The 930-nt window shown below is 36.2% G+C and carries 2 protein-coding genes; both read right to left on the reverse strand.

All coding sequences use genetic code 11. The features are described 5' to 3' along the window. Positions 1-593, reverse strand: a 593-nt coding sequence (locus BAMA_RS23215; RefSeq protein WP_034644396.1) for a Gp37-like protein, incomplete at its 3' end; no start/stop codon positions are given. 4 nt (positions 594-597) lie between these two features. Further along, positions 598-930 (reverse strand): phage distal tail protein (locus BAMA_RS23220; RefSeq protein WP_034644398.1); only part of this gene is annotated, 333 nt, incomplete at its 5' end.

Raw genomic sequence — 930 nt, forward strand, 5'->3', positions numbered from 1 at the left:
TCTTGATTAATCGAACGATTTTTCCCTTCAAACACATCAAACACATACTTCTTATTAGCTAAATCAAACAAAACTCTCCAACCGATATCATACTTAAGTGCCAACTCTTCAATTAACAATCCTAAGTCTTTCCATGAATTCACTTCACTTGCTGCCTTACTGATATTACGATTAGGGGATATCACCATATTAGGAATAACTCTTTGTGACTTTGTTGGAGAAATAGCATTCTTTACAACAAACTGTTTCATAACATGTTCTATCGTGCCTGTATGTTTTTGTTCCCCCCATACAAAGCGATCCCCAATCATTCCGTCCAATTTACTTCCTGTTACAACAATCGTTTCAGAGTCTTGTTCATCAATCACAGCCCCTTCAATTACCACTGCTTCTTCTAAGCTATCGCTTTTTACAAGTAAATTATCTTTCATTAATAAAGAAAGGATGTGAAGGGTTTCTCCTTCGTCTTCCGGTAAAGTCAAATGAAGTTCAGACTCGCCTACTTTATAAAATTCTGTACGCCACCTAAGTGACCTAAAAACATCGATAATACCTTGCAACTCGAATTGTTTATTAAAAACCATAAGCTCCATCGAATTACACCCCTATATATTGATTTCGATAATAAATAGTAACTTCTAAATTATCGATACCACTTTCAGCATCATAACGAAATAAGTTATCTCCTACCCTTAACTGCAAAAAGATACTGCCGGGTTTGATAGAGTTAAAAACATTGTTAACAACTCCGTTGAGGATGGATTCTATGCGCTTCTGTCCCTTTCTTGTGTTCACAGTGATTACCTCACCAGCTGCCATACTTTTATTGATTTTAAGCTCTTCCTGTGTATTTACATTCACTAAAGAAGGCTTTTCTATAGTCCCTAATGCCCGAAACTGAATTGTCATCCCTGTTTCAATTTGTCCCTC

The sequence above is a fragment of the Bacillus manliponensis genome (assembly GCF_000712595.1).
Taxonomy (GTDB): Bacteria; Bacillota; Bacilli; order Bacillales; family Bacillaceae_G; genus Bacillus_A; species Bacillus_A manliponensis.